24 protein-coding genes are annotated in these 20,780 nt (G+C 63.2%); 10 read left to right on the top strand and 14 right to left on the bottom strand.

Annotated features, from left to right (window positions below):
* Positions 1–114 precede the first annotated feature (114 nt).
* From cimA to cysS, 7 genes are all read right to left on the bottom strand, one after another.
* Positions 115–1,731 (bottom strand): citramalate synthase, encoded by a 1,617-nt coding sequence (gene cimA / locus LB565_RS27370; protein ID WP_224589207.1) that lies wholly within the window; start codon positions 1,729–1,731, stop codon positions 115–117.
* Positions 1,732–1,922: 191 nt separating this feature from the next.
* Positions 1,923–2,891: a prolyl aminopeptidase gene (gene pip / locus LB565_RS27365; protein ID WP_224589210.1), complete on the bottom strand. Its 969-nt coding sequence runs from the start codon at positions 2,889–2,891 to the stop codon at positions 1,923–1,925.
* Positions 2,888–3,364: a GFA family protein gene (locus LB565_RS27360; RefSeq protein ID WP_224589206.1), complete on the bottom strand. Its 477-nt coding sequence runs from the start codon at positions 3,362–3,364 to the stop codon at positions 2,888–2,890. Before LB565_RS27360 ends, pip begins: the two co-directional genes overlap by 4 nt.
* Positions 3,361–3,852, bottom strand: a complete 492-nt coding sequence (locus tag LB565_RS27355; protein WP_224589205.1) for a GFA family protein — start codon at positions 3,850–3,852, stop codon at positions 3,361–3,363. Before LB565_RS27355 ends, LB565_RS27360 begins: the two co-directional genes overlap by 4 nt.
* Before the next feature lie 21 nt (positions 3,853–3,873).
* Positions 3,874–4,260: a VOC family protein gene (locus tag LB565_RS27350; RefSeq protein WP_224589204.1), complete on the bottom strand. Its 387-nt coding sequence runs from the start codon at positions 4,258–4,260 to the stop codon at positions 3,874–3,876.
* A complete protein-coding gene (locus LB565_RS27345; RefSeq protein WP_224589209.1) occupies positions 4,257–4,655 on the bottom strand; it encodes an endonuclease domain-containing protein in 399 nt (132 codons plus the stop codon). The genes LB565_RS27350 and LB565_RS27345 overlap by 4 nt, the downstream gene beginning before the upstream one ends.
* A gap of 209 nt (positions 4,656–4,864) precedes the next feature.
* Positions 4,865–6,316, bottom strand: coding sequence for a cysteine--tRNA ligase (cysS, locus tag LB565_RS27340; RefSeq protein WP_224589203.1), 1,452 nt, complete (start codon positions 6,314–6,316; stop codon positions 4,865–4,867).
* A 393-nt stretch (positions 6,317–6,709) separates the two neighbouring features.
* Between cysS and LB565_RS27335 the strand changes: the two genes are divergently transcribed.
* On the top strand, positions 6,710–6,865 hold the full coding sequence (locus tag LB565_RS27335; protein ID WP_224512488.1) for a hypothetical protein: 156 nt from the start codon (positions 6,710–6,712) through the stop codon (positions 6,863–6,865).
* Between the two features lie 128 nt (positions 6,866–6,993).
* On the opposite strand, the gene LB565_RS27330 is transcribed toward LB565_RS27335, so the two are convergent.
* Positions 6,994–7,755 carry an SOS response-associated peptidase gene (locus LB565_RS27330; protein ID WP_224589202.1) on the bottom strand — a complete coding sequence of 254 codons (762 nt, stop codon included), beginning with the start codon at positions 7,753–7,755 and terminating at the stop codon, positions 6,994–6,996.
* Between the two features lie 116 nt (positions 7,756–7,871).
* On the opposite strand from LB565_RS27330, the gene LB565_RS27325 reads away from it, so the two are divergent.
* From LB565_RS27325 to LB565_RS27310, 4 genes are all read left to right on the top strand, one after another.
* Positions 7,872–8,297 (top strand): NUDIX hydrolase, encoded by a 426-nt coding sequence (locus LB565_RS27325; protein WP_224589201.1) that lies wholly within the window; start codon positions 7,872–7,874, stop codon positions 8,295–8,297.
* Between the two features lie 71 nt (positions 8,298–8,368).
* Positions 8,369–8,746, top strand: a complete 378-nt coding sequence (locus LB565_RS27320; RefSeq protein WP_224589208.1) for a TIGR02301 family protein — start codon at positions 8,369–8,371, stop codon at positions 8,744–8,746.
* Positions 8,747–9,082: 336 nt separating this feature from the next.
* Positions 9,083–9,340 carry a hypothetical protein gene (locus LB565_RS27315; RefSeq protein WP_040984202.1) on the top strand — a complete coding sequence of 86 codons (258 nt, stop codon included), beginning with the start codon at positions 9,083–9,085 and terminating at the stop codon, positions 9,338–9,340.
* 130 nt (positions 9,341–9,470) lie between these two features.
* The gene (locus LB565_RS27310) at positions 9,471–10,259 is read left to right on the top strand and encodes a hypothetical protein (RefSeq protein ID WP_411970698.1); all 789 of its coding nucleotides are present in this window, start codon (positions 9,471–9,473) and stop codon (positions 10,257–10,259) included.
* 10 nt (positions 10,260–10,269) lie between these two features.
* Here LB565_RS27310 and LB565_RS27305 read toward each other — a convergent pair whose 3' ends face one another.
* From LB565_RS27305 to LB565_RS27295, 3 genes are all read right to left on the bottom strand, one after another.
* Positions 10,270–10,983: a nucleotidyl transferase AbiEii/AbiGii toxin family protein gene (locus LB565_RS27305; RefSeq protein WP_224589199.1), complete on the bottom strand. Its 714-nt coding sequence runs from the start codon at positions 10,981–10,983 to the stop codon at positions 10,270–10,272.
* Positions 10,984–11,050: 67 nt separating this feature from the next.
* Entirely contained in the window at positions 11,051–11,275 is a 225-nt protein-coding gene (locus tag LB565_RS27300) for a hypothetical protein (RefSeq protein ID WP_224589198.1), read from the bottom strand.
* Between the two features lie 51 nt (positions 11,276–11,326).
* On the bottom strand, positions 11,327–12,658 hold the full coding sequence (locus tag LB565_RS27295; RefSeq protein ID WP_224589197.1) for a dihydroorotase: 1,332 nt from the start codon (positions 12,656–12,658) through the stop codon (positions 11,327–11,329).
* Between the two features lie 85 nt (positions 12,659–12,743).
* Between LB565_RS27295 and LB565_RS27290 the strand changes: the two genes are divergently transcribed.
* From LB565_RS27290 to LB565_RS27280, 3 genes are all read left to right on the top strand, one after another.
* Positions 12,744–13,607, top strand: a complete 864-nt coding sequence (locus tag LB565_RS27290) for a YgfZ/GcvT domain-containing protein (RefSeq protein WP_224589196.1) — start codon at positions 12,744–12,746, stop codon at positions 13,605–13,607.
* Entirely contained in the window at positions 13,607–14,245 is a 639-nt protein-coding gene (locus tag LB565_RS27285; RefSeq protein ID WP_224589195.1) for a YfbR-like 5'-deoxynucleotidase, read from the top strand. Before LB565_RS27290 ends, LB565_RS27285 begins: the two co-directional genes overlap by 1 nt.
* A gap of 193 nt (positions 14,246–14,438) precedes the next feature.
* A complete protein-coding gene (locus tag LB565_RS27280) occupies positions 14,439–16,457 on the top strand; it encodes a putative bifunctional diguanylate cyclase/phosphodiesterase (protein WP_263488670.1) in 2,019 nt (672 codons plus the stop codon).
* A gap of 31 nt (positions 16,458–16,488) precedes the next feature.
* Here the strand turns inward: LB565_RS27280 and LB565_RS27275 are convergent, their stop codons facing one another.
* On the bottom strand, positions 16,489–17,406 hold the full coding sequence (locus LB565_RS27275) for a fatty acid desaturase family protein (RefSeq protein ID WP_224589193.1): 918 nt from the start codon (positions 17,404–17,406) through the stop codon (positions 16,489–16,491).
* An 86-nt stretch (positions 17,407–17,492) separates the two neighbouring features.
* On the opposite strand from LB565_RS27275, the gene LB565_RS27270 reads away from it, so the two are divergent.
* On the top strand, positions 17,493–18,440 hold the full coding sequence (locus LB565_RS27270; RefSeq protein WP_224589192.1) for a LysR substrate-binding domain-containing protein: 948 nt from the start codon (positions 17,493–17,495) through the stop codon (positions 18,438–18,440).
* 64 nt (positions 18,441–18,504) lie between these two features.
* Positions 18,505–18,897, top strand: coding sequence for a RidA family protein (locus LB565_RS27265; RefSeq protein WP_224589191.1), 393 nt, complete (start codon positions 18,505–18,507; stop codon positions 18,895–18,897).
* 21 nt (positions 18,898–18,918) lie between these two features.
* Here LB565_RS27265 and LB565_RS27260 read toward each other — a convergent pair whose 3' ends face one another.
* Together LB565_RS27260 and LB565_RS27255 are read right to left on the bottom strand one after the other, a co-directional pair.
* Positions 18,919–19,191 carry a DUF3303 domain-containing protein gene (locus tag LB565_RS27260; RefSeq protein WP_224589190.1) on the bottom strand — a complete coding sequence of 91 codons (273 nt, stop codon included), beginning with the start codon at positions 19,189–19,191 and terminating at the stop codon, positions 18,919–18,921.
* 124 nt (positions 19,192–19,315) lie between these two features.
* Positions 19,316–20,779, bottom strand: coding sequence for a RimK family protein (locus LB565_RS27255; RefSeq protein WP_224589189.1), 1,464 nt, complete (start codon positions 20,777–20,779; stop codon positions 19,316–19,318).
* Between the last annotated feature and the right edge of the window lies 1 nt (position 20,780).

Genomic DNA, 20,780 nt, shown 5'->3' with positions numbered 1-20,780 from the left:
GCGACGGATTGGGGGAACCACGTCGCAATCAAGCCTCGGCCTGATCAGTCGCGCCAGTCACAGAAGATCTGTGCATAGCGTAGCCCACTACGTGGGGCGAGGAAGGGCGGCGGCCTACTCCGCCGCCACCAGTCCCGCCATCTCGCGGTTCTTCATCAGCTTGTAGATGATCGAATCCATCAGCGCCTGGAAGGAGGCGTCGATGATGTTTTCCGACACGCCGACCGTCCACCAGCGGGCGCCGGTGGAATCGTGCGATTCGACGAGGACGCGGGTGATGGCCTCGGTGCCACCATTGAGGATACGCACCTTGAAGTCCGCGAGCTCCAGGTCGACGATCTCGCTCTGGTACTTTCCCAAGTCCTTGCGCAGCGCGATGTCGAGCGCGTTGACCGGGCCGTGGCCTTCCGCCACCGACATCTTCTCCTCGCCGTCGACCTCGACCTTCACGATCGCCTCGGAGACGGTCTTGAGATTGCCGTTGGCATCGAAGCGGCGCTCGACCATGCAGCGGAAGGAGGTGACGTTGAAGAACTCCGGCAGGCCGTGCAGCATTTTTCGCGCGAGCAGCTCGAAAGAGGCGTCGGCGCCCTCATAGGCATAGCCTTCCGCCTCGCGCTCCTTGACGACGGCGATCAGCGCATCGAGCCGATGATCGTCCTTCGGCACATCGATGCCGCGCCGCTTCAGCTCGGCGAGGAAATTGGCCTTGCCGCCCTGGTCGGAGACCATGACGCGGCGGCGGTTGCCGACGGCTTCCGGCGGCACATGTTCATAGGTCGCCGGCTCCTTGGCAAGCGCGGAGGCATGGATGCCGGCCTTGGTGGCGAAAGCCGAGGAGCCGACATAGGGGGCCTGCGCCTCGGGCGCGCGGTTGAGCAGTTCGTCGAAGGCACGGGAGAGCCTGGAGATTCCGGTCAGGTCTTCCGCCGAAATGCCGGTTTCGAAGCGATCGGCGAAGGCGGGCTTCAGCGAAAGCGTCGGGATGATGGAGATGAGATTGGCGTTGCCGCAGCGCTCGCCGATGCCGTTCAGCGTGCCCTGGATCTGGCGCACGCCGGCCTCGACGGCGGCGAGCGAATTGGCGACCGCCTGGCCGGTGTCGTCATGGGCGTGGATGCCGAGATGATCGCCTGGAATGCCGCCGGCGATGACCTTCCCGACGATTTCGCGCACTTCCGAAGGCTGGGTGCCGCCATTGGTGTCGCACAGCACCACCCAGCGCGCGCCGGCATCATAAGCGGTTTTGGCGCAGGCCAGCGCGTAGCCCGGATTGGCTTTGAATCCGTCGAAGAAATGCTCGCAATCGACCATCGCTTCCTTGCCGGCCGCGACCGCCGTCTCGACCGAAGTCTTGATCGAGTCCAGATTCTCCTCATTGGTGCAGCCGAGCGCGACGCGCACATGATAGTCCCAGCTCTTGGCAACGAAGCAGATGGCATCCGACTTCGACTGCACCAGCGCCGCCAGCCCCGGGTCGTTGGAGGCCGAGACCCCTGCCCGTTTGGTCATGCCGAAGGCGACGAATTTCGCGCTCTCAGTCCGCTTCTTCTGGAAGAAGGTCGTGTCGGTCGGGTTGGCGCCCGGATAGCCGCCCTCGACATAGTCGATGCCGAAGTCGTCGAGCAGCTTGGCGATCGCGATCTTGTCCTCGACGGAAAAGTCGATGCCTGGCGTCTGCTGGCCGTCGCGAAGAGTCGTGTCGAAGAGAAACAATCTTTGCTTTTTCATCGCGGCAAGGCGCTTGAGCACCCCCCTCTGGCCTGCCGGCGATCTCCCCCGCAAGGGGGGAGATCGGCAGCTTTGCCGACGGCACTGCAACGTCGGCGATTGGCGAAAGCGAAGGCGACATCCAATCTCCCCCCTTGCGGGGGAGATGTCCGGCAGGACAGAGGGGGGTGTGACGGAACGCCGTACATCGGTTAATTTTTCCCCGCGAACTTGTCCGTCGCCCGGATCAGCCGGTCCAGAATCCCGGGCTCCGAATAGGCGTGGCCGGCGCCCTCGATGAGGTGGAAATCGGCCTTCGGCCAGGCCTTGTGCAGCGCCCAGGCGTATTTCGCCGGGCACGGCATGTCATAGCGGCCGTGGACGATGGTGCCGGGGATGTCCTTCAGCTTCCAGGCGTCGCGCAAAAGCTGCCCTTCGTCCAGCCAGCCGGCATGGACGAAATAGTGGTTCTCGATGCGGGCGAAGGCGATCGCATAGTCGTCTTGGGCGAACGGGTCGCTGGTCTCGGGCTCGGGAAGCAGCGTGATCGTCTCGCCTTCCCAGATGCTCCAGGCACGGGCGGCCTCAACTTGAGCCTTGCGGTCGGAGCCGACCAGCCGCTTGCGATAGGCGGCCATCATGTCGCCGCGCTCGGCCTCGGGGATAGGCGCCAGGAACCGCTCCCATTTGTCTGGAAACATCTCCGAGACGCCGAACTGGTAATACCATTCGAGCTCGGCGCGGGTCAGCGTGTAGATGCCGCGCACGACAAGCTCGCTGACGCGCTCGGGATGCGTCTCGGCATACGCGAGCGCCAGCGTCGAGCCCCAGGAGCCGCCGAACACCAGCCATTTGTCGAAGCCCGCCATCTCGCGCAGGCGCTCGATATCGGCGACGAGATGCCAGGTGGTGTTGGCCTCGAGCGAGGCGTTGGGCGTCGACTTGCCGCAGCCGCGCTGGTCGAACAGGATGACGTCGTAGAGTTTCGGGTCGAACAGGCGCCGGTGTTTCGGCGAAATCGTGCCGCCCGGACCGCCATGCAGGAACACGGCTGGCTTGCCGCCCTTGGTGCCACAGCGCTCCCAGTATACGGTGTGGCCGTCGCCGACGTCGAGCATGCCCGAATCGAACGGCTCGACCTCGGGATAGAGCGTGCGCAAGGAACTGCCGTGGATCGTCATAGTTTCAAACCGTGCTGCGGCCAATTGGCCGTCTCGTGATCGGGATGCTGGAAGGAGATGATCTGCTCCTGCCGCCGATAGAAATCGGGATCGTCAAGGATCGGCGCCTCGAAGATCTTTTCCACCCAGGGCAGGCGAACCGCATAATTCACCTGGATCTGCGGCGCGAGATCGGAGCGGTCGTCGAAGGCGCCGATGGCGATCTCCAGCGCGCCGGGCTGGCGGTAGGTCAGCGGCGTGCCGCAGCGGGCGCAGAAGCCGCGGTCGATGTTGACCGAGGACTGGAAATAGCTCGGCTCCTCATGGGTCCACTCGACGCCGTCCTTCGGCACCGTCACCAGCGCGCCGAAGAAATTGCCGAACTGTTTTTGGCACATGCGGCAATGGCAGATGGACGGGCGCCCAAGCTTGCCGTGCACGCGGAAGCGCACGGCGCCGCACTGGCATCCGCCGGTTCGAACTTGATCGGTCATGGGTTTTCCTCCGGCGGCCATTGCTCGGTGTCGTGATCGGGATGCTGGTAGGAGACGAGCTCGGCGAGGTAAGGCGCGGACGAGACATCGCCCATCGTCTCCTCGGACGGCAGTTTTGGGATGCCGTCGACATAGGGAAGTTTTGCTTCGACGCCCCACTGGATGGTGGGCGCGATGCCGGTCGGATCGTCGAAGGCGGCGATCGCGAGCGCGATGCCATCCGGCGCCTCGAAGGTCAGCGGCGTGCCGCATTCGGCGCAAAAGCCGCGCCGGGCAGCATTGGACGAGCGGAAGCGTTTCGGCTCGCCGCGCGTCCAGTCGAGCGTGGCGCCGCGCACCGATACCAGCGGCAGATAGAAATTGCCGCTCGCTTTCTGGCACATGCGGCAATGGCAGACCGAGGCGTCGCCCAGCGCGCCTTCGACGCGGAAGCGCACGGCGCCGCACTGGCAGCCGCCTGTATAGACCGGCCGGTTGTCGAGACTCATCGCTCACTCCTGGTCGTGGGCTTATTCCGGGTCATGGCATACCGCCTCGACATTATTGCCGTCGGGATCCAAGACGAAGGCGCCGTAATAGTTGGGGTGATAGTGCGGACGCAGGCCCGGTCCGCCATTGTCCCTGCCGCCGGCGGCAAGCGCCGCCGCATGGAAGGCGTCAACCTCGGCGCGGCTGCGCGCGGTAAGGGCGACATGCTGGGTGGATCGCGGCTTATCCGTGCTGTCGCTCAACCAGAACACCGGCCGGTCGCGACCATAACCGCCGACCCTGGCGCCGCTGGTATATTGCTCAGGCACCATGTAGAGCAGCGAAGCCCCCAACGGCGCCATCGCCTTGTCATAGAAGGTTTTGGATTTCTCGAAGTCGGAAACGTTGATGCCGAGATGATCGATCACTGGACGAGCTCCTCCCTTTGTGACGCGTGCGCATCGGCAAGGCCGGCCACGATGACGATGTGCTGGCAGACATTGTCGATATCGCGGATCACGTCGTCGTTCCAGAAGCGCAGGATGGTCCAGCCTAAAGCTTCGAGCTTCGCGGTTCGTGCAGTATCGGACGCCGACACTTCTGCACGCGCGTGCTGAGAGCCATCGATCTCGACGATCAGCTTTTTATCAGGACAAGCAAAGTCGACGATGTAGCCTGCAATAGGCATTTGCCGCCGAAAGGAAAGGCCCATCAGCCTATGTGCCCGGACTTCGTTCCAGAGTTTCAATTCGGCATCTGTCATTTGCTTGCGCATCTTGCGCGCATTGCCGCGATTGACGGGAAACACCCGATGATGAGTCATCGCGAGGCCCCCCTCTCTGCCCCTGCCGGGCATCTCCCCCTCAAGGGGGGAGATCAGCAGCTTCGCCGACGGCATCTCATCTGCCACGTCGGCGATTGGCGAAAGCCAAGGCGACGTCCAATCTCCCCCCTTGAGGGGGAGATGTCCGGCAGGACAGAGGGGGGCGCCTCGCGCCATTCTCCCCAATTTCAGGTCCCGAGGATCCAGCCTCACCGCTTGATCTCCCACGTCGTCACGCGCTCGCCGGTGGCGGGGTCCTTGCCGTCCTTCAGCTGCACGCCCTGCGCCAGGAGCTCGTTGCGGATGCGATCACCCTCGGCCCAGTTCTTGTCGGCAATGAACTCCAGACGATCCGCGATCGCTTTTGCCACCGCCGCCTCGTCCACCTTGGCCGCCCCGGTATCGAAGCCGAGGAAGGCCAGCGCTGCCTTTAGCGAGGCGGCTGCGCCATTCCCGGCTTCGCCGCCGCCATCGACCGCCTCGCCGGCGAGCTGCGTCAGCCGCTGGAAGGCGGCGTAGGTGGCGAGATCGTCGGAGAGTTCTTCCACCACCTCGGCCGGCAGTTCTTGTGCCGCCACAGGCGCGAGGTCGGCGGCGCGCTTCCATTTGCGCAGCGTGTTTTCGGCTTCTTCCAGCTTGCGCACCGAGAAGTCGATCGGCTCGCGGTAATGCGTCATCAGCATCGCCAGCCTGAGCACCTCGCCCGGCCAGGCGCGGCCGCCGAAAGTGTCGGTCTCCAGCAGCTCATGGATCGAGAAGAAGTTGCCGAGGCTCTTCGACATCTTCTGGCCCTCGACCTGCAGGAAGCCGTTATGCATCCACACATTGGCCATGACCTTGGTGCCGTGGGCGCAGCGCGACTGGGCGATCTCGTTCTCGTGGTGCGGAAAGATCAGATCCAGCCCGCCGCCATGGATGTCGAAAACCTCGCCGAGATAGGCGGCCGACATGGCCGAGCATTCGATGTGCCAGCCGGGCCGGCCCCTGCCCCACGGGCTCTCCCAGCCGGGCTCTTCGGGCGAAGACAATTTCCATAGCACGAAATCGCCGGGGTTCTTCTTATGCGCGTCGACGGCGATGCGCGCGCCCGCCTGCTGCTCGTCGAGATTGCGCTTCGAGAGCTCGCCATAGTCCGGCATCGAGGCCGTGTCGAACAGCACCTCGCCGCCGGCGACATAGGCGTGGCCGCGCTCGATTAGCTGCGAAATCAGCGACAGCATGTCGGCCTTGCCGTCGGCCCGCGGCGCGACGAACTCGGTGGCGCGCGGCTCGTAGGTCGGCTCAAGGCAGCCAAGGGCCGCGACATCCTTGTGGTATTGGTCGGCGGTCTTCTCGGTGACCTTGCGGATCGCGTCGTTGAGCGAGAGCTTTCCGGCCGCGATGTCGTCGCCGAAGTCGCGCAGCGCCCTGGCATTTATCTTGTCGTCGACATCCGTGATGTTGCGCACATACGTGACATGGCTTTCGCCGTAGAGATGGCGCAACAGACGGAAGAGCACGTCGAAGACGATCGCCGGGCGCGCATTGCCGATATGGGCAAAGTCGTAGACGGTCGGGCCGCAGACATACATGCGCACATTTCGCGGATCGATCGGGACGAAAGGTCCCTTGGTCCGCGTCAGCGTGTTGTAGAGGCTGAGGCCCTTCGATGCGTCCGACATGCGGTCCCGGTCCTTAATTTGGGTTCACTGGAACCAGCTCTGCACCGAAGGCGCAAATCAGGCTCCAGCCTGCTGGCCGGGGCGTTTTTTCCGATCTGGGGAAAGATGAGGCGAAAACGTCCGGACCAGCGCGAGGCTAGCCAATAATGCAAATGCCACAAATGGCGAAAGACGTTTTCATGCGCGGCTTTATCGCGCCGGCAGGTGTTGCCGTCAAGTCGCCCTGCCAAGGAAAGATGTCGTTGGATCACAGGTAAAGACCGGACGAAACATTTTATTAAACATGTCGGCACAGTGATGAAACATTCGCCGGCTAGACCCGCCAAGTGTCACGATTTGGTCCGAATCAGCCGCCAAACGCTGAACACGAAGCCGTTACCAGGGAAGAGAACGATGCCTCGCAACAAGCAGGAACAGAACCGACAAGCGCAGCCGGCTCTCGCCAGCCACTACCGCGCGATCGGCCCGGCGGCAATCGTCGCGGCCCTTCTCCACACCGCGAAGAAGAAGAAGCCCGCGCAGAAGATCGTTTCGCCGCGCGCTGCTTGAAAGGAACGACCGGCACGGTGCCCAACGAGGAGACACCGGCGACGAGGGCGCCAAAGAGCGCCCTGGAGATGAAGGCCCCAGAGCAGCCTTTCGAGGCAAGAGCCTTCGCTAAAATCAAGCAGCCTTCGCTAAAATAAGGTCATCTGGTTTTCGTCCGCGCCAGGTTTCTGGCGCCTGGGCTTTTCGGCCTGTGGCGAAACCACGCCGCGCTCCTGGATCTCCGGCCCGGTGTTGGCGACCTTGTTGACCAGATCGGAAACCGGTATCGCCTCGAAGAAATCGGGCTCGACGGGCTTCAGCAGGTCGAGCACGTCGCGCGGCTCCTGCGTGCGGCAATCGAGCCAGCGGGCGAAGTCATGTTCCTTGATGACCACCGGCATGCGGTCATGGATATGGGCGATGCCGGCATTGGCCTCGGTCGTGATGATCGCGCCGGTATCCATCTCGGAACCGCCAGGTTCGGAGTAAGTCTCGATCAAGCCGGCGAAGGCAATCACCCCACCTCGCTTCGGCCGGATCCAGTAGGGCTGGCCCTTCTTGCCGCCCGACTGCTGCCATTCGTAAAAACCGGACGTCGGCACAAGAGCGCGGCGATGGCGCATGGCAGTTTTGAACGAGGCTTTTTGCAGCACACCTTCGGAGCGGGCGTTGATGAGCAGCGGAAACGCCTTGGTGTCCTCGACCCAGGCCGGAATCAGGCCCCAGCGCACCAGCATCGCCTGGCGGTCCGGCAGGTTCGAACCAGGTTCCCGCTGCGGACCGGCAAGCGCCATCAGCACCGGCTGTGTCGGCGCGATGTTGTAGCGAGCCGGAAATTCCTCCAGCTCGGCCAGGCCAAGGAAGGCGGCGGTCTGGTCCGGCGTAGCGGTCAGGGCAAAGCGTCCGCACATGGATCTGGCTCGTCAGTTGATGCGCCATGAAAGTGGCGATGGAACCGCCACGCCGCAACGGCTAAAGCTGGATTCGCCCAATCGGTCCACAAAAGGCTGCAGAAAGATCGGCACGCATGGAACAGCGCAAGATCATCCCGGCCGTTTCCGTCGCGGTCGTGCGGGACGGTACCGTGCTTCTGGTCAAGCGCGGGCGGGCGCCGTCGCAAGGGCTCTACGCCTACCCTGGCGGCAAGGTCGAGCCGGGCGAGACACTGGCGGAGGCCGCGGCGCGCGAATTGCTGGAAGAAACCGGGCTCGAGGCGACAGGCTATTGCCCGCTCCGCGACATCCATATCGACGGCCATGCCGAAAACCACGCGGTCGACTACCTGCTGACGGTGTTCGGCGCCGCCTATGCCGGCGGCGAGCCCGTTGCCAGCGACGATGCCGAGACCGCTGCTTTCTACACGCTGGCGGAAATGGCAGGGATGCCGCTTGCCGGCGATGTGTACTCGGTCGCCGAGGAGTTGCTCGGTCCCGCGCAAGACGCCCGGCGGTGAGCATCCAGAATGGCCTTGCAGGCGACAAAATGTTTCGCCACAAAGCCCTGCCCTTTTATCGCAAGGCTTTGATGACCCGCGCTTCCGCTTTTTTCGCCGCGTGCCTCGCCGTCAGCATCGCTGCAGCGGCACCCCCGGCGTTCGCCGCCGAGGCGCCTTTCGAGCCAGGGCTGATGCGCTTGGCCGAAGTGCTCGGATCGCTGCATTTCTTGCGCAATCTCTGTGGCGAAAAAGGCGACCAGTGGCGGGTCGAGATGGAAAAGCTGCTCGAGTCGGAAAATCCCGATCCCGACCGGCGCGCCCGCTTCATCGCCTCGTTCAATCGGGGCTACCGTTCCTTCAGTGGCACCTACACGCGATGCACGCCTTCGGCGACCGAGGCCATCGCGCGCTACATGAAGGAAGGCGAGACGCTGTCGCGCGACATCGCCTCCCGCTACGGGAATTGAGCCCGGCTCGTCCGGCGGCAACGTTTTTGGCGGCAACGGCGCCAGTATGGCGTGTGTTATTGTGTCCTGTCCCGCTCTGGTGCAATCTGTGTTGCACTTTCGCAACAGCGTTAATGAAACGTTAGTGGACAAATCCGGAATTAACTCAAACTGAAGGTTTTGATGCCGCAAGCTGGGCTAATCGGCTAAGCTCAATACCAATCGAGCGCAGCCTTGTTCGAGACGTAGAACTGCGACCGTAAAAATGTCGTATTTACAGATACTTATTCTAGGCTGCCGATAAAGGTCGAGCCCGATCCCTCCTCGGATCGCCGCTTGCGAAGGGTGGACATCGCAATGGAACATGGTGTCAGCGACATCGACGCGTTGGTCAGGGAAGAAAAGCGCCTGACCGCCGTGGAGAGCCACAGCGAAGCCTGGGCCGAGGGCCTGTCGGCTGGCATCGAACCGGAAATCATCGCCGAAGCGGCACTGGAGACGGCTTTCGGCGAGATGCTGCGCGCCAATGGCGAGACCTCGGCCCTGGCGCTGCTCGACCGCATGCGCGAGAAGGTGATCGCCGGCGCGTTCGAGCCGGAACGGCTTAAGCATTAGTCCCCTTTTTCGATAGCGACTTTTTGAGCGTGACTTTTGACGGGGGCGCGCCGTTTGGACATCATGCCCGTGCGCTGGACATTCAGAGCGCCGACCGGGACGGAACCCGGAAACCATGGAGAGGCAAGCGGTGAGATTTTCGATGTCAGGCCGGCCGCACGAGCCGGCCCTCAGCATCCTGATCGCCGCTTCCTGCCTGGCGCTGTCCCTGTGCCTCGGCAGCACCCCTTCCTACGCGCTGAGTGAGATCCAGCGCGAGGACCTGCCTTCGCCGGTGACCCCGCCCGCCAATGGTGACAGCGCCGCGCCCGGCACCACTGTGCCGATGCCGGAGGCGCCCGGCACCAAACCCGCGGACGGCCAGCCGGTCGACGACACCGACAAGTCAGAGCCGGAAACGCCGCCCGCCAATGGCGGCATCACCAGTCCGCGCGCCGAACCGGACGCGCCGCCGCCCGCCGTCGTCTACGATCTCAATACGCTGCCCGAGCCGGTCAAGCGCATGCATGGGCTGATCATCGAGGCCTGCAAAAGCGGCGACATCGAGAAGCTGAGGCCGCTGATCGGCAAAGGCGATTCCATGACGCAACTGTCGCTCGGCGACATTGACGGCGACCCAGTCACCTTCCTCAAGGGCCTCTCGGGCGACGGCGACGGCCAGGAGATCCTCGCCATCCTGGAAGAGGTGCTTTCGGCCGGCTATGTGCATGTCGACACCGGCACGCCGCAGGAGCTCTATGTTTGGCCGTATTTCTTCGCGCTGCCGCTAGACAAGCTCGATCCCAGGCAGCGTGTCGAATTGTTCAAGCTGGTCACGGCCAGCGACTATGACGACATGAAGCAGTTCGGCGCCTACATCTTCTACCGCGTCGGCATCACGCCGGCGGGTCAGTGGCTGTTCTTCGTCGCAGGGGATTGAGGCGGGAAACTTATCTCTTCCCTGCCTCCGGCCAGATGCGAGCCGCTTCCTCTCGCAAGGCTGAAATGGCGTCGGCACCCACCGCAGGGTCCATTTGCAAGACCTGGGCTGCGTCGCGCAGTTCACCTTTGTCCCGGAGCTTACCCACCACCCAGGCAACTTTGCGTTCGACGTCGGGTCCATAAGCAGTTTGCGCCTTGTCGAGGGCTTCGGTTGGGATTTGCCCATACGCTTTAACCAGCATCCCGAGATCGAAGGCATCTCGATATGCGACGGCACGATCCTGGCATCGATCGGCGTTCGCCAGCAGCTTCTCGGCAAACATGTCTGCAGGAACAAGGGCCGGTATCCCCAGATCGTCGTCAAAATGACCACGCAAATCGATGCGGCCCTCCCGGACGACTTCGAACCGGATCGGTTGATCCGTCAGGCGCACCACCGTCCTCAGGCCATATTGGTCGATCTGAAAGTCCCGAACAGCTTCAACGGGCTCAGGAAAAAAGGCTCGGACGCCGAATTCCGATGCCCGTGTCCGCAACTCGCGGTAGCCGCCGGCGTCGGCGCAAAGAAAATCCAGATCCAGTGACCGGCGATACTCGCCCAGCTTCATAACAATGGCTGTGCCGCCGCCAAACCAGCATTGGTTCGCGGTCAGAAAGTCTCGATCCATCAACCCGATGGCTTTGGCAATGACCCTATGTTCCGGTTTTTCGAACGCCTTCATGATTTCTACCCGCAATATTCCTGTCGGGCGCGGTGATCGCGCGCATCGAGGACAACAAGATGGGTCATCACGATGTGGTCAGAAGGGTGCCGTGGCCGAATTCGTCGGCCAATTTCATGATAAGCAGCTTCTCACGCGCCGTAAGGCGCTTTTGGTCGACAAAGCGCCAGTTGCGTTCGTAAAGCGCAAAGGCCTCTTCAGCGGGGATAGGACGCGCGACATCGCGGTTCCAGACGAGCGCCTGGAGCTCAGGAAACTCCGCAGGAATGATCGGCGCAATATTCGCGGTCATAGTGCATTCAAGATAATGCAGAGCGCTTAACAAATCCAATTCTTGACAGGGCTAGGCCGGCAGCGCCTCGGAAAACTCCACCGCCCTGCCCTGGCCGGGCGTCACAATCTCGCCTTCCCACATGACACGCGTGCCGCGCACGATGGTACCGATCGGCCAGCCGGTGACCTCTTTGCCGTCATAGGGCGTCCAGCCGGCCTTGGAACCTGCCTGTGCGTTGGTGATGGTCTCGCGCCGCTTCAGGTCGACGACCGTGAAATCGGCATCGTAGCCGGCGGCGATGCGGCCTTTCCTGGCCATGCCGAAAATGCGCTGCGGACCATGACTGGAAAGGTCGACGAAGCGCTGCAAAGTGAGCCGGCCCGCATTGACGTGGTCCAGCATGATCGGCACCAGGGTCTGCACCCCTGTCATGCCCGACGGCGACGCCGGATAGGTCTTTGCCTTCTCAACCAGCGTGTGCGGCGCGTGGTCGGAGCCAAGAACATCGACGATGCCCTGGGAAATGCCGTGCCAGACGCCGTCGCGGTGGCGGGCGGCGCGCACCGGCGGATTCATCTGGATCAGCGTGCCCAGTCTGGCGTAGTCGTCAGCCGTCAGCGTCAGGTGATGCGGCGTCGCCTCGCAGGTCGCGACATCCTTGTGCTGTTCGAGGAAGACGATCTCCTCGGCCGTCGAGATGTGCAGCACATGGATGCGCGCGCGTATCTGCCTGGCGATGCGCACCAGCCGCTCCGTGCAGCGCAGCGCGGCGATTTCGTCGCGCCAGACGGGATGCGACGACGGATCTCCCTCGACGCGCTCGCCGAGCCGTTCGCGCAGGCGGAACTCGTCCTCGGAATGAAAGGCGGAGCGGCGGCGGGTGTTGCGCAGGATCGAAGCGACGCCTTCGTCGTCCTCGACCAGAAGATCACCGGTGGACGAGCCCATGAACACTTTTATGCCGGCCGCTCCCGGCAGCCGTTCCAGTTCGCCGACATCACGAGCATTGTCGCGCGTGCCGCCGACCCAGAAGGCGAAGTCGCAATGCATGCGGTTCGTGGCGCGCCGCACCTTGTCGGCCAGCGCGGCCTCGCTGGTGGTGAGCGGATTGGTGTTGGGCATTTCGAAGACGGCGGTGACGCCGCCCAGCACCGCGGCGCGGGAGCCGGTCTCCAGGTCCTCCTTGTGCTCCAGTCCCGGCTCGCGGAAATGCACCTGGCTGTCGACGACGCCCGGCAGGATGTGCAGGCCCGCGCAGTCGATGGTTTCGCCGGCCGAAGCCTGGCCGAGATCGCCGATCCGCGCGATGCGGCCGGCCCTCACGCCGATATCGCGCCGGCCCTCGCCGTCATGGTTGACCACCGTGCCGCCTGTCAGGATGAGGTCGAAGGTGGTCGCCATGGACAGGTCCAGTCTCTTGCGGGGGGAGTGTGGCCGGCTTACGTAATGGCCGACCATTTTGCAAGATCAGGCCGATTTTACGCCCATGCCCTTTGCCCGTCTCAAAGACCGCGCGCTCGTTTCCGTGTCAGGCCCCGATGCCGAGCATTTCCTGCAGAACATTCTCACCACCGATCTCGATACGCTGAAGCCCGGCGAGGCAAAGCCCGGCGCGCTGCTTTCGCCGCAGGGCAAGATCCTGTTCGATTTCCTGATCTCGCGCGCCGGCGACAACGGCTTCCAACTGGAAAGCCAGGCCGACATCGCCGACGATTTCGTGCGCCGGCTGATGCTTTACCGGCTACGGGCGAAGGCCGATATTGCCAAGCAGGATCAGGTGCTTGTCACGGTCGCATGGGGTGATGATTCAACCGCCTCAGTTTCTGATTCAACGGCGCTCGCCGATGCGCGCTTCCGCAATATCACTGTCAGGCGCACCTATGGAGGCGAGGCAAGGGACAGCGGCGATCCTGGCGCCTGGCTGGCGCTGCGCGTCGGCCACGGCATTGCGGAGAGCGGTTCCGACTACCAGCTCGGCGACGCCTTCCCGCATGACGTTCTGCTCGACGAAACCGGCGGCGTCGGTTTCAAGAAGGGCTGCTATATCGGTCAGGAAGTGGTTTCGCGCATGCAGCATCGCGGCACCGCGCGACGTCGCGTGCTGATCGCGTCGGCCGATCGCCCCCTCCCCGCTGCCGGTACCGAGCTCACCGTCGCCGGCCGGCCGGTGGGCGCGCTCGGGTCTGTCGGCGGCCAAACCGGTCTTGCGATTGCCCGCATCGATCGCGTCAAGGTGGCGGTAGATGCCGGTGAGGCGATCATCGCGGGCGACGTCCCTGTGACACTTGCCATCCCCGCCTGGGCGAAATTCACCTTCCCTGAAGGTGCGGTCAGCGCGGAGGAGGCCTGATGGCGGCCGACCGGGCCGGAGCGCCGCCGCGCGCCTGGCAACGCATGCTGTCCGGCCGGCGGCTCGACCTGCTCGATCCCTCGCCGCTCGATATCGAGATCGCCGACATCGCGCACGGCCTTGCCCGCGTCGCCCGCTGGAACGGCCAGACCAGCGGCGACCATGCCTTTTCCGTCGCGCAGCATTCGCTGCTGGTCGAAGCGCTTTATGGCGAACTGGCGCCTGAGGCCACTGCCGAGGCGCGGCTCGCCGCGCTGCTGCACGATGCGCCGGAATATGTCATCGGCGACATGATCTCGCCGTTCAAATCGGTGATGGGCGGCTCCTATAAGGACTGCGAGTTGCGCTTGCAGCGCGCCATCCATCTGCGTTTCTCGCTGCCGGCGGAGCTTAACGCGGCTTTGCGCAAGGACATCAAGCGCGCCGACCAGATCGCCGCCTATTACGAGGCCACGCTGCTGGCCGGCTTCTCGACGGCGGAGGCGACCGAGTATTTCGGCCGGCCGCGCGGCTTTTCCGCCGACCGCTTCGACTTCACGCCAAAATCCGTGACCTGGGCGCAAACAGCTTTTCTCAGGCGTTTCGAGACGCTGGAAACCAGGCGCCAGTCTTCGCTCGCGGTGAATTCCACCCCTTAAAGAACGCTAAATTAACCGGCGAGCAGGACAGTATTGCGTTCGGTCACGGTCCGAAGGCGTGCTCATGCCTGGCGCTCATGTCAAGACTGGTTCTGTCGCCGGCAAGCGAAGAGCGGCCAGTACTGGCCCGGTCCGACGAATAGCCGAAGAACTTCGCGCCCAGAACGAGCGCTTCGCGGCGGCCGTCGAGAACATGTCACATGGTCTGTGCATGTTCGACGCCGATGAGCGGATGATCATCTGCAACCACAACTACATCGACATCTTCCGCCTGGACGCCAAAGTGGTGAAGCCCGGCATACGCTTCTTCGACATCCTGCAGCACAGCGTCGATATCGGTATCGCCGCGCAGAGCGCCGGCGAGCTTTATGCCATCCGCAAGCCTTACATCGACGGCGCCAAGTCTTCGACCTACGAGGAAATTCTGTCGGACGGACGCATCATCGTCATTTCGCACCGGCCGATCGCCGTTGGCGGCTGGGTGTCAATCTACGAGGATGTGACGGAGCAGCGGCGGGCCGAAGCCGAGTTGAAAGAGCAATACCGCCGCTTCGACGCTGCTTTGGCCAACATGTCGCAAGGCCTGCTGATGTACAACGCCAACGGCAGGATGATCGTGCGCAACAAGCGTTTTCTGGAGCTCTTTAACATCACCGCAGCGGATTTCCCGCTCGGGACCACCCATCGCGATGCGCTCGAGCGACTGCTGGAACTTGACATCTACACCGAGCTTGACGTCGACAGCGAGGTCGCCAAGGCGGAGGCCAGCCTGAAGGCGACAAAAATGCATTCGACGTATCGCCAGCTTACCGACGGCAGGACGGTCCTGGTCGTGCGCCAGACGATGCGGGGCGGCGGCTGGGTGGCGACGTTCGAGGATGTTACAGAGCGCCGGCGCGCCGAAGAGCGCATGATGCATCTTGCGCATCACGACACGTTGACGAACCTGCCCAACCGCTCAATGTTTCGCGAAAAGCTGGATCAGGCGCTCGGCGAGGCCAAGGCCAAGGCCAAGCCGCTGGCGATCCTCTCGCTCGACCTCGACCGCTTCAAGGCCGTCAACGACACATTCGGCCACCCGGCCGGAGACTGGCTGCTGAAATGCGTCGCCAAGCGGCTGCAGCACGCCGTGCGCAGCAGCAAGGATGTGGTGGCGCGCTTCGGCGGCGACGAGTTCGCCATCATCCAGTCGGGCATCAAGAACGCTGCCGACGCCGAAAAGCTCGCCAAGCGCATCGTCGAGATCGTCGGCAAGCCCTATCGCGACAAGGGGCGCGAAATGCATGTGGGCGTGAGCCTCGGCATCGCGCTCTATCCCGGCGACGGACACGACGCCGACACGCTGCTCACCAACGCCGACATGGCGCTCTACCGGGGCAAGAGCGAAGGGCGCAACGTTTATCGCTTCTTCGAGCCGGGCATGGATGCGCTGATGCGGGAGCGCCGGGCGCTCGAGGCCGATCTCGAAGCAGCACTCTCCAAGCGGGAATTCGAGCTGGATTTCCAGCCCATCCTCGATATCGGCTCCGGCAGAATCGTCGGCGCGGAAGCCCTGATGCGCTGGCGCTCGCCGTCGCGCGGCCTGGTATCGCCGGAAAACTTCATCGCCGCCGCCGAGGAGACCGGATTGATCGTGCAGCTCGGCGACTGGGCGCTGCGCAAAGCGTGCAACGTTGCCGCCAATTGGCCGCGGGACATGCGCATGGCCGTCAATGTCTCGGCGGCGCAGATCAAGAGCGGCGGCTTCGCCCGCAGCGTGATCTCGGCGCTTGCCTTTTCCGGCCTGCCGGCCCACCGCCTGGAGCTCGAAATCACTGAAACGGTGATGATGGACGAAAGCGACGCGGTGCTGAAGACGCTGAGCCAGTTGCGCGGCCTCGGCGTGCGCATCGCGCTCGATGATTTCGGCACCGGCTATTCCTCGCTCGGCTATCTCCGGCGCTTCCCCGTCGACAAGATCAAGATCGACCGCTCCTTCATCCGCGACCTCGACAAGCGCGACACGGCGGCGATTGTACGCACGGTGATCGGGCTCGGCGCGGAGCTCGGCATCATCGTTACCGCCGAGGGCGTGGAGACCGAAGCGCAACTCGACATGCTTCGCAAAGCCGGTTGCGGCGAAGCGCAAGGTTTTCTGATCGGCGTGCCGACCAAGGCGGCCGACATCAGCCGGCTGCTGCGCTCGCAGGCGCTGCTGCGCCAATCAGGCTGATATCCGCTGACTCTCTCCCGCGTCGGTCGCCTTAGCGCAGCGTCCCGACATATTTCGCGTGGAAGCTGACATAGCCGGGTTCGACCACTTTGAGGTGCGGCTCGATCAGCCGATGAAATTCAGGCAGTTGGTGGAACGGCACGCCGGGATAGGCGTGGTGCTCGGCATGGTAGGGCATGTTCCAGGCGAGCTTGCGCACGAACCAGTTTGTCAGAGTGGTCCTGGTGTTTTCCAACATGTTGGCGACGAAGGGACAGCGGCCGTGCTCGGCCAGCAGATAAAGCCTCAGGAACGGCTGGCCGAGCAGCGCCGGCACGATCCAGACATAGAGCAGCACCGACGCCTTGAACCAGACCGCCAGCGCCAGCAGGACGACATAGAAGGCGATCATCGCCCGCGCCTCGGCTTTCACTTTCGGCAGCCCTTTGGGCGGCACATAGCTGTCGCGGCAGCGCCCCATCGCATTGGTGTAGAGCGTCTTGAAATGCCCCCACCACACCGGCAGGCCGGAGACGTGGACGATGTATTGCCGCACCGTCTCGGGCTTCGGGAAAGCCAGCTCCGGATCGTTTTCGGGATCCTGGGTGAAGCGGTGATGGGCGAAATGGAAATAGCGGAACCAGTCGGCCGGCAGCGCGATCGCCAGGCTGCAGAAGCGCGCGACGGTATCGTTCAACCACTGCGTTTCGAACGCCGTCCTGTGCACCGTTTCATGCAGCAGCGTGAACAGGAAGACGATCAGAATGCCGTGCGGCAGCATGAGGACCGGCCAGAACGGTACCTTGGCCGCGATCAGCGCGCCAAGGACGACGATCGCGCCGAGATGGAGCGCGAACTGGACAAGGCCCGGCCCATCCGATTTGCCGGTCAGCCGGCTGCGCTCCTCATTCGTTAGCGAGGCTATCACGGAGCGATGGTCGACGGCTGCGTCGTGGTCGATTGCGTTCATGAGGCTACGATACCCAAAAAGAAACCTTTCGAAAAACGAGGATTTCTGCGAAATAGATAAGCTCACCTTATCTTTTTTGGATTGCCATGGTCGCCCTTCCCTCCTTGCGCGGACTTCAGGCCTTCGAAGCGGCGGCGCGGACGGGCAGCTTTGCGGCCGCGGCGGAGGAGTTGTCGATTTCGGCCGCGGCCGTCAGCCAGCTTATCCGCACCGTCGAGGAGCAGATGGGACGCAAGCTGTTCCACCGGGTCAACCGGCGGGCCGTGCTGACCGAGGCCGGGGTGGAGATGCTGCCGAGGCTCAGCATGGCCTTCCGGGAAATCGGCAGTGTCGCGCGCGATGTCGGCGGCGATGCGTTTCGGCCGAAGCTCGTCGTTTCGGTGCCGCCTTCTATGGCGATGGGCTGGCTTTCGGAGCGGCTCGCCGGCTTTGTCGCCGGGCATGGCGCCGCCGACATATCGCTCAGAGGCGATGACGATCCGGTGCCGTTCGATCATGAATTGATCGACATCCGCCTCACCTACGGTCCGCACTACCGCGAGCATCCGACGGAGGAGATCGTCAAGGACGCCGTCTATCCCGTCTGCGCGCCGACGCTGGGCGGGGCGACCGGATCCGAACGCCTTGCCGGCCTGCCGCTGATCCATACCGACTGGGGACCGACCGGCGCGTCCTTTCCGTCCTGGCGCAACTGGTTCGAAGCGGCGGGAAGCGAGCCGGGCCGTGCGGCACAACGCGGTCTCTCCGCGAACTCGTCGCGAGCAGCACTCGACCTTGCCATTTCAGGGCTAGGCGTGGCCCTGGCGCAGGGCATCTATTGCGCCCAGGCGCTGGAGGATGGCAAGCTGGTGCGGGTCGCCGCGCAACCCTTGGAACTGCGCCAGCCCTACTGCCTGACGATCCCCGAACGCAGCGCAAGGCGCGACGTCGTGGCCGCGTTCCGGAAATGGCTGATCGGGGAATGTATGCGCGCGGTCAAATCACCAGCGCTCGGTACCCAATCATCCGAGAACTCGTTTAGGGAATTACGGTGACGGAGCACCCATTTCCGTCGTCGCCCGCCTCGCTTTTCAGCCGAACGAAGTAGGAGATTTTTCAATGTCGCTCGAACTCATCAATCCAGCTGATCTGCCGGTTCCGGAGATGTACACGCAGGTTGTCGTCGCAACGGGATCCAAGCTGGTGTTCATCTCGGGTCAGCAGCCCGAGGACATACACGGCAAGCTCGTCGGGCATGGCGATTTTGCGGCGCAAGCGCGCCTGGCGTTCGGCAATCTCGGCCGAGCGCTCGGCGCGGCGGGTGCACGACCCGACCAAGTCTGCAAGATCACGGTCTACGTTGTCGACTACAACCGCGATGAGCACGTTCCGATCATCGAAGACGCGCAGATTTCGCTTTTTGGAGATCACAAGCCAGCGAATGTGATTGTTGGCGTAGCGATGATGTCCCCAGGCTACCTGATCGAGGTCGACGCGATAGCGGTCGTTTGACGGGGAGACCGAAATCCACTTTCAAAGGTGCCCGGCCAGAGCCGCGACCATGTCCTTGCTCGTCGCCACTGGAATGATCTCGAACTCGACGAGGTCGTTCCACTCGATGGCCCAGCGTTGCAGGATCGTGACGTCATCGGCCTCCACCAACAGGAAGCAGCGGCTCATATCGGCCGCGATCCAGGAGTGGTGGACAACGAGCTCATCCGGCTTCAGCCGGCCCTTATCGCGAAAGCGGCGATAGATTTCCTTGCGGTCCGCGCCATGGAAGTCCTCGATCACGAAAAACAGCATTCTTGTTCCCTCGGTTCGAATGATGGTTCCGCCAGACACTCCATTTTTCAATTCTTCAATTCTTCTTTTTTCGATTCTTCAATTGCTCACTTCCTCAGTTCCCCAGTTCCTCTTTCTCCCGCCGCTACTTCTCCGGTCTCTCCAGGCGCTCCAGGAACCACTGCGTCAGCCGCACCCAGAGCTCGTCCTTCTCGCCCGAATCCTCCCAGCCATGGTCGAGATTGGGATTGTCGTTGACCTCGATGACGAAAACCCCGTCCTTGGTCTCCTTGAGGTCGACGCCATAGAGCCCGTCGCCGATGCATTTTGCCGCCCGCACCGCCGTCTCGACGACGTGCGGCGGCGTCTGCTTCAGCGTGAACGTCTTGATGCCGCCCTGGTCGGGCTTGCCGCTGGCCTTGTGATTGACGATCTGCCAGTGCTTCTTCGCCATCAGATAGTGCACGGCAAACAGCGGTTGGCCGCCGAGCACGCCGACGCGCCAGTCATATTCGGTGGGGATGAACTTCTGCGCGATCAGCAGGTCGGAATCTTCCAGCCACTCGGTCGCGAGCTTGGTCAGCTCCGTCATGTTCTCGCATTTCTTGACGCCGCGCGAGAAGGACGAATCCGGGATCTTCAGCACCAGCGGAAAGCCCAGTGTCTGCGCCGCCACTTCGAAGTCGGAGGTGCCGGCGATCATCACCGTCGGCGGCACCGGCACTTTGTTGTAGGTCATCAGCTCGTTGAGATAGACCTTGTTGGTGCAGCGGATCATCGACAGCGGATCGTCGATCACCGGCATGCCTTCCTGCTGGGCGCGGCGCGCGAAGCGGTAGGTGTGGTTGGAGATCGACGTGGTCTCGCGGATGAACAGCGCGTCGTAATTGGCGAGTTTGGCGAGGTCCTTCCTGGTGATCGGCTCGACCTCGACGCCCATCTTCTCGGCAATCCGCGCCCAGTAGCGCAGCGAGGAGATTTCCGACGGCGGCAGTTCCTCATGCGGATCGACCAGCGTCGCGAACGTATAGCGCGCCGGCGTGCGACCCTTGGTGTCGCGCCATTCGCGGTTTGTGTAGGTGTCCAGGCACTGCAGGAAGAACTCTTCCTCGTCCTCCATCATGCGGGCAAGCGGCAGGAAGCCGATCTTGCGGATCGAGGCCCATTCGGCGCTGTCCCTGATGTGGACCTCGAGCGCCGGCGCGCGGAACCAGTCGAACAACAGCTTGGCGAAACGGTCCCATATCTTCGACGGACCGATGCCGAAGAAGATCGCCACCTTGGCCGGAAACGCCCCGCCGAGATCCTTGCGGCATTTGTTCAGGGCAAGCTCGAGCTCCGGCAGCGCGTGCTCGTAGAGCTTGCGCTCCGAAAGGTCGATCATGGTCTCGACGGTCGGTATCACCCTGTGGCCGCGCGAGCCGGCCAGCAGCGAGGCATAGTAGCCGCGGCTCTGATAGCCGTAATTGTTCGACAGGTTGATCACCTTCGGCCGCTGGCCGCGGAACAGCGCCGGATGCGCGAGATAGTCGCGGTTGGTGATGATCTTGTGGGGTGTGGCCACCTGATCGATGTCGTTCTGCCTGCCTGTGAGGATAACCCAGGTCATT

It is taken from the genome of Mesorhizobium sp. CA14, from assembly GCF_020165195.1.
Lineage (GTDB): Bacteria > Pseudomonadota > Alphaproteobacteria > Rhizobiales > Rhizobiaceae > Mesorhizobium.
Note: the sequence above shows the minus strand (reverse complement) of the source record. Positions and strands in the feature narration are given on the sequence as shown.

What these genes read in the sequence shown, in the direction of transcription:
- cimA (WP_224589207.1), bottom strand. Translation starts at nt 1,731, where the DNA reads ATGAAAAAGCAAAGATTGTTTCTCTTCGACACGACTCTTCGCGACGGC.
- pip (WP_224589210.1), bottom strand. Translation starts at nt 2,891, where the DNA reads ATGACGATCCACGGCAGTTCCTTGCGCACGCTCTATCCCGAGGTCGAG.
- LB565_RS27360 (WP_224589206.1), bottom strand. Translation starts at nt 3,364, where the DNA reads ATGACCGATCAAGTTCGAACCGGCGGATGCCAGTGCGGCGCCGTGCGC.
- LB565_RS27355 (WP_224589205.1), bottom strand. Translation starts at nt 3,852, where the DNA reads ATGAGTCTCGACAACCGGCCGGTCTATACAGGCGGCTGCCAGTGCGGC.
- LB565_RS27345 (WP_224589209.1), bottom strand. Translation starts at nt 4,655, where the DNA reads ATGACTCATCATCGGGTGTTTCCCGTCAATCGCGGCAATGCGCGCAAG.
- cysS (WP_224589203.1), bottom strand. Translation starts at nt 6,316, where the DNA reads ATGTCGGACGCATCGAAGGGCCTCAGCCTCTACAACACGCTGACGCGG.
- LB565_RS27335 (WP_224512488.1), top strand. Translation starts at nt 6,710, where the DNA reads ATGCCTCGCAACAAGCAGGAACAGAACCGACAAGCGCAGCCGGCTCTC.
- LB565_RS27330 (WP_224589202.1), bottom strand. Translation starts at nt 7,755, where the DNA reads ATGTGCGGACGCTTTGCCCTGACCGCTACGCCGGACCAGACCGCCGCC.
- LB565_RS27325 (WP_224589201.1), top strand. Translation starts at nt 7,872, where the DNA reads ATGGAACAGCGCAAGATCATCCCGGCCGTTTCCGTCGCGGTCGTGCGG.
- LB565_RS27320 (WP_224589208.1), top strand. Translation starts at nt 8,369, where the DNA reads ATGACCCGCGCTTCCGCTTTTTTCGCCGCGTGCCTCGCCGTCAGCATC.
- LB565_RS27315 (WP_040984202.1), top strand. Translation starts at nt 9,083, where the DNA reads ATGGAACATGGTGTCAGCGACATCGACGCGTTGGTCAGGGAAGAAAAG.
- LB565_RS27305 (WP_224589199.1), bottom strand. Translation starts at nt 10,983, where the DNA reads ATGAAGGCGTTCGAAAAACCGGAACATAGGGTCATTGCCAAAGCCATC.
- LB565_RS27300 (WP_224589198.1), bottom strand. Translation starts at nt 11,275, where the DNA reads ATGACCGCGAATATTGCGCCGATCATTCCTGCGGAGTTTCCTGAGCTC.
- LB565_RS27295 (WP_224589197.1), bottom strand. Translation starts at nt 12,658, where the DNA reads ATGGCGACCACCTTCGACCTCATCCTGACAGGCGGCACGGTGGTCAAC.
- LB565_RS27290 (WP_224589196.1), top strand. Translation starts at nt 12,744, where the DNA reads ATGCCCTTTGCCCGTCTCAAAGACCGCGCGCTCGTTTCCGTGTCAGGC.
- LB565_RS27285 (WP_224589195.1), top strand. Translation starts at nt 13,607, where the DNA reads ATGGCGGCCGACCGGGCCGGAGCGCCGCCGCGCGCCTGGCAACGCATG.
- LB565_RS27280 (WP_263488670.1), top strand. Translation starts at nt 14,439, where the DNA reads ATGTCACATGGTCTGTGCATGTTCGACGCCGATGAGCGGATGATCATC.
- LB565_RS27275 (WP_224589193.1), bottom strand. Translation starts at nt 17,406, where the DNA reads ATGAACGCAATCGACCACGACGCAGCCGTCGACCATCGCTCCGTGATA.
- LB565_RS27270 (WP_224589192.1), top strand. Translation starts at nt 17,493, where the DNA reads ATGGTCGCCCTTCCCTCCTTGCGCGGACTTCAGGCCTTCGAAGCGGCG.
- LB565_RS27265 (WP_224589191.1), top strand. Translation starts at nt 18,505, where the DNA reads ATGTCGCTCGAACTCATCAATCCAGCTGATCTGCCGGTTCCGGAGATG.
- LB565_RS27260 (WP_224589190.1), bottom strand. Translation starts at nt 19,191, where the DNA reads ATGCTGTTTTTCGTGATCGAGGACTTCCATGGCGCGGACCGCAAGGAA.
- LB565_RS27255 (WP_224589189.1), bottom strand. Translation starts at nt 20,779, where the DNA reads ATGACCTGGGTTATCCTCACAGGCAGGCAGAACGACATCGATCAGGTG.